This is a genomic window from Sphingosinicella sp. BN140058, assembly GCF_004135585.1.
Taxonomy (GTDB): domain Bacteria; phylum Pseudomonadota; class Alphaproteobacteria; order Sphingomonadales; family Sphingomonadaceae; genus Allosphingosinicella.
This window is the reverse complement of the sequence record NZ_CP035501.1, coordinates 437,020-446,068: the sequence shown is the minus strand read 5'-3', so window position 1 is coordinate 446,068 and position 9,049 is coordinate 437,020. Positions and strand designations below refer to the sequence as shown.

12 protein-coding genes are annotated in these 9,049 nt (G+C 66.2%); 8 read left to right on the top strand and 4 right to left on the bottom strand.

Going from position 1 to position 9,049, the window contains the following annotated elements; translation table 11 throughout:
* Positions 1–13 precede the first annotated feature (13 nt).
* From ETR14_RS02005 to ETR14_RS01985, 5 genes are all read left to right on the top strand, one after another.
* Positions 14–1,324 (top strand): sugar MFS transporter, encoded by a 1,311-nt coding sequence (locus ETR14_RS02005; protein WP_129383123.1) that lies wholly within the window; start codon positions 14–16, stop codon positions 1,322–1,324.
* Between the two features lie 44 nt (positions 1,325–1,368).
* On the top strand, positions 1,369–2,814 hold the full coding sequence (locus ETR14_RS02000; protein WP_129383122.1) for a family 43 glycosylhydrolase: 1,446 nt from the start codon (positions 1,369–1,371) through the stop codon (positions 2,812–2,814).
* Positions 2,815–2,979: 165 nt separating this feature from the next.
* Entirely contained in the window at positions 2,980–3,207 is a 228-nt protein-coding gene (locus ETR14_RS01995; protein ID WP_129383121.1) for a hypothetical protein, read from the top strand.
* Between the two features lie 131 nt (positions 3,208–3,338).
* On the top strand, positions 3,339–4,853 hold the full coding sequence (locus ETR14_RS01990; RefSeq protein WP_129383120.1) for an NAD(P)/FAD-dependent oxidoreductase: 1,515 nt from the start codon (positions 3,339–3,341) through the stop codon (positions 4,851–4,853).
* Between the two features lie 7 nt (positions 4,854–4,860).
* On the top strand, positions 4,861–5,241 hold the full coding sequence (locus ETR14_RS01985) for a GtrA family protein (protein ID WP_129383119.1): 381 nt from the start codon (positions 4,861–4,863) through the stop codon (positions 5,239–5,241).
* Between the two features lie 53 nt (positions 5,242–5,294).
* On the opposite strand, the gene ETR14_RS01980 is transcribed toward ETR14_RS01985, so the two are convergent.
* The 4 genes from ETR14_RS01980 to ETR14_RS01965 form a co-directional block, all read right to left on the bottom strand.
* Positions 5,295–5,630: a hypothetical protein gene (locus tag ETR14_RS01980; protein ID WP_129383118.1), complete on the bottom strand. Its 336-nt coding sequence runs from the start codon at positions 5,628–5,630 to the stop codon at positions 5,295–5,297.
* Positions 5,627–6,076 carry an RNA polymerase sigma factor gene (locus tag ETR14_RS01975; protein WP_206185943.1) on the bottom strand — a complete coding sequence of 150 codons (450 nt, stop codon included), beginning with the start codon at positions 6,074–6,076 and terminating at the stop codon, positions 5,627–5,629. The genes ETR14_RS01980 and ETR14_RS01975 overlap by 4 nt, the downstream gene beginning before the upstream one ends.
* Before the next feature lie 73 nt (positions 6,077–6,149).
* The gene (locus ETR14_RS01970) at positions 6,150–6,497 is read right to left on the bottom strand and encodes a hypothetical protein (protein ID WP_129383116.1); all 348 of its coding nucleotides are present in this window, start codon (positions 6,495–6,497) and stop codon (positions 6,150–6,152) included.
* 117 nt (positions 6,498–6,614) lie between these two features.
* Positions 6,615–7,643, bottom strand: a complete 1,029-nt coding sequence (locus ETR14_RS01965; RefSeq protein WP_243455721.1) for a phosphoribosylglycinamide synthetase — start codon at positions 7,641–7,643, stop codon at positions 6,615–6,617.
* Positions 7,644–7,828: 185 nt separating this feature from the next.
* Between ETR14_RS01965 and ETR14_RS01960 the strand changes: the two genes are divergently transcribed.
* The 3 genes from ETR14_RS01960 to ETR14_RS01955 all read left to right on the top strand — a co-directional run bounded on the left by ETR14_RS01960 (position 7,829) and on the right by ETR14_RS01955 (position 8,936).
* On the top strand, positions 7,829–8,236 hold the full coding sequence (locus ETR14_RS01960) for a hypothetical protein (RefSeq protein WP_206185942.1): 408 nt from the start codon (positions 7,829–7,831) through the stop codon (positions 8,234–8,236).
* Positions 8,237–8,289: 53 nt separating this feature from the next.
* Positions 8,290–8,466, top strand: a complete 177-nt coding sequence (locus ETR14_RS28085; protein ID WP_165356271.1) for a hypothetical protein — start codon at positions 8,290–8,292, stop codon at positions 8,464–8,466.
* An 89-nt stretch (positions 8,467–8,555) separates the two neighbouring features.
* Positions 8,556–8,936: a hypothetical protein gene (locus ETR14_RS01955; protein ID WP_129383115.1), complete on the top strand. Its 381-nt coding sequence runs from the start codon at positions 8,556–8,558 to the stop codon at positions 8,934–8,936.
* Positions 8,937–9,049 lie beyond the last annotated feature (113 nt).

The window sequence follows — 9,049 nt, the reverse complement described above, 5'->3', positions numbered from 1 at the left end:
AGAGACGTACCTTATGGCGATGGCCCCGACCAGCACACCGATCGGCAATTCGAAGCCGGGCAGCGGTGAAACCTATCGCGCAGCCCTTACCCTGCTCGCCAGCCTGTTCTTCATGTGGGGCTTCATCACCGTCATCAACAACACGCTGCTGCCCCATCTGCGCAGCGTGTTCGACCTGAACTACACCCAGACGACGTTGATCGAATCGGTCTGGTTCATCGCCTATTTCGTCGCAGCAATCCCCTCGGCGAAGCTGATCGAGCGGATCGGCTACAAGAAGTCCCTCGTCATCGGACTGTCCGTGATGGCGGTCGGCGCGTTGGGCATGACGCTCGCGGCGAGTATTCCATCCTACGGCGTGACGCTGGCGATGCTGTTCGTGATCGCGGCCGGCATTACCCTGCTCCAGGTCGCCGCCAACCCCTATGTCGCCGTGGTCGGTTCGCCGGAGACCGCGTCATCGCGCCTCAATCTGGTCCAGGCGATGAACTCGGCGGGGACGATGCTGGCGCCGTCGTTCGGCGCCTATCTGATCCTGGGGCGTTCGGTCAGCGGCACTTCGCGCGAAGGCGCGGTGCTGACCGAGGCGGAGCGCCTTGCCGACGCCCAGTCGGTGATCCTCCCCTATGTTCTCGTCGCGGTGACGCTGGTCGTCCTTGCGGTCGTGATCGCGCGCTTCAAGCTGCCCGACATGGGCGCGCAGAGCCGCAGGGTCGCCGCCGAAGAGCGCAAGCATCACTCGCTCTGGCGCCACCGCAATCTCGTCTTCGGCGTGCCGGCGATCTTCATCTACCTGATCGCCGAGATCGGCGTCGCCAACCTGTTCGTCAACTTCGTCTCGCAGCGCGACATCGCCAACATCACCCACGAGCAAGCCGGCCACTACCTCACCTTCTTGTGGGGCGGGATGATGGTCGGCCGCTTCCTGGGATCCGCGATCATGCAGAAGATCCCGGCGGAAAAGGTGCTCGCGGCCTTCTCCATCGGCGCCTTCGTGGTGATGCTGATCGCAACCTTTGCCCACGGCCATGTCGCGATGTGGGCGCTGATCAGCGTCGGTCTGTTCCACTCGATCATGTTCCCAACCATTTTCACCCTCGGCATCCGCGGCCTCGGGCCGCTGACCGAGGAAGGGTCGGGGCTGCTGATCATGGCGATCGCCGGCGGCGCGCTGGTGATCGTGCAGGGCTGGCTCGCCGATCGCTACGGTCTGCAGATGTCGTTCCTGCTCACCGCCGTCTGCGAGCTCTACGTGTTGTTCTACGCTCTGTGGGGCGCGAAGCCGACCAATGCGGTCGAGGACGCTCGTCCGCAGGAGATCTGATCCCCGGCGGGAGAGCGCCGGCAACGACCACAGGAGAGGAAGACATGATCCCGAACCTGCTCAGCCGGCGCCGCTTCGTCGCCGGAGCCGCCACCCTTGCGCTTGCGTCCCGTGCCACGGCCCATCCGGACGCGAGCGGGGACAGCGGCGGCACCCAGCGGCCGATCAACCCTCTGGTCCGCCAGCGGGCCGACGCCCGCATCTTCAAGCATGGCGACGGCCTTTACTACATGACCGCTTCGGTGCCCGAATATGATCGGCTCGCGATCCGCCGGGCACCGACCCTGGCCGGCCTCGCCACCGCCGAGGAGCGGGTGGTCTGGCGACGGCCCGGATCGGGCAAGCTCGGCGGCTACATCTGGGCGCCGGAGCTGCACGATATCGACGGCCGCTGGTACATCTACTTCGCCGCCGGCGATTCCGCCGATCCGTTCCGCATCCGCACCTATGTGCTGCGCAACACCGGCCGCGACGCCTTCGCCGGTCCGTGGGAGCTGATGGGCCAGTTCCAGACTCCGTGGGACACGTTCACGCTGGACTCGACGCTCTACGTGCATCGCGGCCGGCGCTATGCCTGCTGGGCGCAGAAGGAGCCGGGGATCGACACCAACAGCAACCTCTATCTGGCGCCGCTGGCTACACCCACCACCCTCGCCGCGCCGCCGACGCGGCTCACGGTGCCGACGCTTCCCTGGGAAATACGGGGGTTCAAGGTCGCCGAAGGACCGGCGTTGATCGAGCATGGCGGCCGCTTGTTCCTCAGCTATTCGGCAAGCGCGACCGATGCGTGCTACTGCCTGGGCCTCCTCACCGCCGATGCCGATTCCGACATCATGCGGGCGGACGCATGGACCAAGTCGCCTGAACCCGTCTTCGTCACGTCCGACGTGACCAGGGTCTACGGGCCCGGACACAACAGCTTCACCGTCGACGAGCAAGGCCGCGACATACTCGTCTATCACGGCCGCGATTACGAGAAGATCGAAGGCGATCCGCTGTTCGATCCCAACCGACATACCCGTATCCAGCGCCTCTATTTCCGGGAGGACGGCACCCCGGACTTCGGCATTCCGGTCGGCAACGGCGAAGTCCCCGACCGCTTCGCGCCAGCCGACGCGCCCGGCCGCTTCGTGCGGCATGAACGGGATGTTCTCGTGGTCGGGAACGGCCCCTTGCCCAGCACCCAGTTCCGCCAGGTTCGGGGGCTTGCCGGAGCGGGCACCGTCTCGCTCGAGGCGGTCGATGCGCCGGGACGCTATGTTCGCGCCTTGCCGAACGGCGATGTCGTGCTGGCGAGCAGGGAAGGGGGCGCCGCGGCCGCGCGGGCGAGCAGTTTCGAGGGGAGGCCGGGAATGGCGGATCCCCGCGGCATCTCGTTCGCGCTCCCCGGGACCGACGGACACCATCTTCAGCATGTCGGTGGGAGTCTCCGGGCGGCCCCGGTGCGCGGCACCGGCGCGCGTTCGGCAGCGACGTTCCTGATCAGCTGAGCAGGCCCGCCAAGGTCTGAAAAGAAGCGGACAAAGTGGAGCAAAATCCCGCCGCCAGAGCGGGCCGGTCGCACTCATCCCCGCGACGCAAACCCTGAACCTTGAGGGGCCGGCACCCATTGCCGGCCCCTTCTTTTTCCCGCCGCATGCGGGACAGGAGGCCGCATGACGCCGAAACCATTGATCGAACGCGCGTTCGAACTCGCCATCGAGGGCGGATGCGGCGACATCCACGCGCTTCGCCGGCGCCTGGTCGACGAAGGCTATTCGAAGCTGTCGATCGCACAGCATCTCGGCGGCCGTCATACCCGGAGGCAAGTTGCGGACCGGATCGCCGCAGCCCGAGCGGTGCCGGCGCAACAATCGTCGTCGGATGGGATCGGGACGTCGTGAGCCGCGCCGACGGTTGAGAGCCGGACACCTGCGCCCATTCACGAACCGGTTACGGAAGTTACCGTTGCTTTAACCAATCCTCAACCTTGGCCGCCTTATGCGAGGATCGGCTTTCGGGAGTGGGTTGAGACATGGGGCATTCGGTCGACGTTGCGATCATCGGGGCCGGGCCGGCAGGGCTCACCGCCGCCTATCAGCTGACGAAGAAGGGCTATTCGGTCGTCGTGATCGAAAAGGACCCGGTCTATGTCGGCGGGATCAGTCGCACCGTCGAGCATCGGGGCTTCCGCTTCGACATTGGCGGCCATCGCTTCTTCTCCAAGTCGAAGGAAGTGGTCGACCTCTGGAACGAGATCCTGCCCGACGATTTCATCGTCCGGCCGCGGATGAGCCGCATCTATTATGAAGGCCGCTTCTATTCCTATCCGCTGCGTGCGTTCGAGGCGCTGTGGAACCTGGGCATCTGGCGCTCGACCCTGTGCATGGCCTCGTTCGCCAGGTCGAAGCTGTTTCCCAACAAGCAGGTGAACTCGTTCGAGGATTGGACGGTCAATCAGTTCGGCCGCAAATTGTTCTCGATCTTCTTCAAGACCTATACCGAGAAGGTGTGGGGGATGGCCTGCAGCGACATCTCGGCCGACTGGGCCTCGCAGCGGATCAAGGGGCTGAGCCTCGGCGGCGCCGTGCTCGACGGCCTGAAGCGCTCGCTCGGGCTCAACCGCCGGCCCAATGATGGCATGGAGACCAAGACCCTGCTCGAAAGCTTCCGCTATCCCAGGAAGGGCCCGGGCATGATGTGGGAAGCGGCGCGCGACTTCGTCGTCGCCGGCGGAAACCGGGTGCTGATGGGGCACCATCTCCAGCAGCTCTCGCAGGATGGCGCCACCGGCCGCTGGCGGGTCGCGGCGAGCGATGCGGACGGCGAGACGGTGATCCTCGATGCCGCCCACGTCATCTCCTCGGCGCCGATGCGCGAGCTCGCCACCCGCATCCACCCTTTGCCCGAGAGCCTGCCGGCGGCCGCCGACCTCAAATATCGCGATTTCCTGACCGTCGCGTTGATGATCCGCTCCGAAGACCTGTTTCCCGACAACTGGATCTACATCCACGACAGCAAGGTGAAGGTCGGCCGCATCCAGAATTTCCGCAGCTGGTCGCCCGAAATGGTGCCGGATCCCGAGCTCGCCTGCGTCGGCCTCGAATATTTCTGTTTCGAGGGCGATGGCCTGTGGAGCATGGACGATGCCGATCTCGTCGAACTCGCCAGGCAGGAGATGGGCGTGCTCGGCCTGTGTGATCCGGCCGCGATCGAAGGCGGACAGGTGGTGCGGCAGGAAAAGGCCTATCCCGTCTATGACGACGTCTACAAGGACAATGTCGAGGCGATGCGCAGCGAATTGGAGCGTCTGTACCCGACCCTGCACCTCGTCGGCCGCAACGGCATGCACCGCTACAACAATCAGGACCATGCGATGATGACGGCCATGCTCACCGTCCGCAACATCGAGGCGGGCGCGCGCGTCTACGACGTTTGGGCGGTCAACGAGGATGCCGAATATCACGAATCCGGCCACGAAGGCGAAGCCGACGGCCGCAACGCCGCACTCGCCTCCGAGCGGCTGGTGCCGCGGCGATTGGCCGCCTGAGACGGCAATGATCCCACCCGTCTACCTGCGCTATGTCGCCGTAAGCGTCGGCGCGCTTGGCTTCGACATGTCCCTGTTTCTTGCCGGCCTCGCCGTCGGCATCGCAGCGCTGCCCGCCTCGGTCGCCGGCTACAGCGCGGGCATTGCCGTGCATTGGCTCGCCTCCAGCCGCCTCGTCTTCGGCGATCGCCTTGCCGGCCACGGTGCCGGGCGCCGGCGGCAGCAGGCCTTGTTCGTGGTCTCCGCGGTCGCCGGTCTCGCCGTTACCGCAGCGATCGTCGGGGCAGGGCAATATGCGGGTGTGCCGCCGCTGGCATCGAAGCTGGCGGGGATCGCCGCTGGGTTCCAGCTGACCTATGCGCTGCGCAGGAAGATGGTGTTCGCGTAAGCGCGGAAGTGTTCCGGCGGTTTGCCGCGGGCGCCTTGCCGGGGCACCAGTCCTCAACGCGTCCGTTCGATCCCTTCTTCCGAGACCAACGCGACCAGCAGGAAAAGGGTGGCGGCGAGGATCGTCAGCGCGCCGAGTTCGCTGACCAGCGGCAACACCAGATTGGCGACGTCGGTGCCGTTGGCGATCAGCTGGCGCGCCGCGACCAGCAAGGCGCCGGCGGCGAGCAATTCGACGATAATCGCCTCTCGGCGCGCCTGTTTGGCGAGGCGATCGGCGATCTCGATGTCGATCGTCCGGTTTACCCGCTGTACGAAGATCTCGTCGGGACCGCGCTCGGGAAAAGCGAGCATCCGCGCAAGATCGCCGCTGGTGTCGGTTGACGTCATGGCGTGTCTCCATTGCCGAGCAGCGCCAGCAACTGCGCGGTGCCGCGTGCGACCCTGCTCTTCAGCGAGCCCAAGGGGAAGCCGAGAATTTCGGCGGCTTCGTGGTGGCTGTGGCCGAGCAGGTGACAGAGCAGCACCGCGGCCCGGTCTTCCGGCCTCAGCCGCGCGAGCGCATCGGCGACGATCGCCTCCTGCTCCGTGTCGACCGGTGCGGCGCGTTCCGGAGCGGGATCGGCGCTGCCGAGTGGACGGCGCTTGCGTGCGCGGGCGTTCATCAGAAAGGTCTTCCAAGCGATGCCGAGCAGCCAGGCGCGATAGCGCCCGCCGCCGCCATAGGTCTCCGCCCTGCTCCAGGCGCGCAGGAATGTCTCCTGCGCGAGATCGTCGGCATCGCCCGACGCGAGCCGCATCAGGAAGCCGCGGACGACCCGCTCGTGGCGACGCACCAGAGCGCTGAACGCCGTCCGGTCTCCACCGCCCGCGGCGGCGGCGAGGGCGTCGTCGCCGGCTTCGTCCAGCTCAGCCTCCCGGCCTCTTCAGCAGCGAGCGCCAGAAGATCACGAGGCCGATGAAGGCGGGGAACACGGCCGCGGCCGCCGCGCTCTTGATCTCGGCGGCGCTGCCCTGGACGAGACCGGCAACGAGGATCGCCGCTGCGATGGCGAAGAGCACGAGGCCGGTCGTCTGGGTGCGGCGGCGCGGCCGATGCTTCAACTGTTCGAGCAGTTCCGGAACGATCGGCGAATTCGCCCGGATCGCCTCCTGCAAGGTCTGGTGCAGATGCGCATCCTGCCGCAGCCGCAACAGGTGGAAGACGGCGATGAAGAAGCCGCAGGCCACGAATGCCAGCAGAAGTTCCCGATCCATCACCTCATCTCCCCTTGCCGCGGCGCCTTGCGGTCTCCCTTCGATGTGCAGGAAGGCCGCGGCGAGCGGAAGCGGAAACTAAGCGCCCTGGGATTGAGCCTCGTAAACTGCACGCGGCTAGCGCCGGTGAACCACGCGCCACACCACCTGCTGCCGCAGCAGGCTGTGTGCGACGATCGTCTCGACCAAATCGGCATGGCTGAGCCCGGCGACGCGGGCGGCGCGGGAAATCGTCTTGCGCGACCACAGATTGCAGGAAAGATTGACTTCCATGAAGCGAATGTCGCCGGTGGCCGGATCGTAGCGATATTCGAAGCGGCCATAATCGAACGGCCACAATTCCGCGGTGAGAAGACGGGTCTGCGCTTCGAGACGGGCGATCAGATCGGCATCCTCGATCGTTTCAAGAGGATCGTCGGCAACGCTGACCAGGCCTCTTTTCTCTTCGTAGGAGCGCAGCTGTCCCGCATCCCTCGGGCTATATGCGGTGGCGGGCAGAAGCCAGGGTCCGCGGCCGCCGATCACCGGAACCGCGATGTCGATCAGCGGCGCATAGGGCTCGAAGATGACATCGTGACCGGCGGCGAGGAGGGCTTCGGCATGCGCCTGCGCCGCGTCCCACGCATCGAAGATCCCGACCCCCCAGGAAGCTGAACTCGCATTGGGCTTCACCACCAGCCGCTGCCAGGCGAAGGCGGGCGGCGCCACCGAGCCCTGGCCGCGACGGATCGTCTGCCATGGCGTGACCGGCACGCCAAGCTGCGTGGCGACGATCTTCATCAGATGTTTGTCGTCGGAAAGGCCGCGCAGGATCGGGGCCGCACCCAGGGCGGGGAGACCATGGCGCGCGAGCAGTAGCGGCCCCAGCATCTCGCTGTTGACGAAGCCGGCCCGGTTGAGCAGCGGCACGACGAAATCCGCCTCCGGCCGGTGGTAGACGGCGTCGAAGCCGGTAGCCGGCGTGACATCGAGGCCGATCGCCCGAAGCGTGTTCAGCATTTCGTCGTGATAGACCGCATGGGTGCCGTCGACGCCGTCGGGCACCCCGCCCGAAAGCGCGTGCTTGGCGAGGAAGAGGATGCGCAACCGCGCTTTGTCTTCTTCGAGAATGCCGAGCGGTCCCTGCTTCTGTTCGAGATGCTTCACCAGCGTCACTCCTGTCCGTCATGGAGTGGATGCCGGAACGGGCCCATTTGGATGAGCGCCGTCCAAATTCTTTCCGAAGAGCGGCAAATCGACGGGTGGCGGGAGCGCATTGATCGGTGCGGCTGGTTGCGGCACGCATGCCCAGCACAGACACCACGCGGCCAGGAAGGGGGAGGGGTGAGACGATGAGCGGCGATGCCGTGCGGCGCCTGGGCGAAGGCTACGAGCCGCATGTCGACGAGGTCGACGGCGGGTTGATCTACGGACTCCCGGTCGACTCCGGCTTCTTCAGCGCCGCCTTCGAATTCCCGATCACGGCGTCGGATCTGGAGCGGCTCCTCGAGGACCCCTATCGCCGCGCGTTGCTGGAGGTGGTTGCCCACACCATCCTGCAAAGATCGATGATCCGCGGCAATCCGGCCGTCACCGAGGCGGAGTTCACACAAATCACTGCGCGAATTCTGCATTCCAGGCCTGACGATCTGGCGGCCTATGTCGCTTCGGTAGAGCGGGATCATAATATCAACATCGAACACTTCGTCTCGGAGGCGATCCGCCGCCGGGCTGCGCAGACCGATCGCCGGATGCCGTGAACCCTTGCCGCTTTCGTCGGTTGGGACCAGCGATCACTCTCAGGAGAGCGCGCATGCAGGATGAAGGCGAACACCGCGAGACCGCGGCCCCGAACCCCGAGGACGACCGCAGCCGGCCGCAGCAAGGCGGAGAAGGTGGCACGACACGCTTCGGCATGGAGGATGGCGACAATAGCGACGTCCCTGCCACCGGCGACGGCACGCGCGAGGACGGTGCAAGAGGCGGCTAGGAGATTGCGCGCGCCGCGGCCGAACTGAACCCCGGTATCGTGGAAGCGGTTCATTGCGCGGCAAGCTGTCCGGGGGCAGCACACGCAGCATGAAAGCTGTCCCTCTCCTCCTCGTTCCGCTCGGTCTACTCGCCGGTTGCGCGGGCGGCGCCCCACCGCATGGCATCGAAGGTCCGGTGGCGCTCGGGCAGCTCGCTTATGCCGGGGGCCCGCGGGTACGACCCGATCGCCTGATCGAGGACAGTCGGTGCCCGGCCGACACCCAATGCATATGGGCCGGCCGCGTCGTGCTCCGCGCGACGGTATTCGGCGGCAACTGGCGCAAGCAGGTCGATCTGACGCTGGGCACGCCGGTCCAGGTCGCCGATGGGTCGCTTACCCTGGTCGCAGTCTCGCCCGAGCGGAAAGCAGGCGCGCCGACTTCCCCGCACGCTTTACGCTTCACTTTCGCCTTTCAGGGCGGCCTCTGACGCGGATCCGGGGCGTCGCCTGGCGCACCGACGATCGTCGGGGAGGGGCTTTCTCACTCGACATTTGCGGCTAAGCTGCTTCCGACGAGAACGCGGCAGAGATTCGCGCGGGC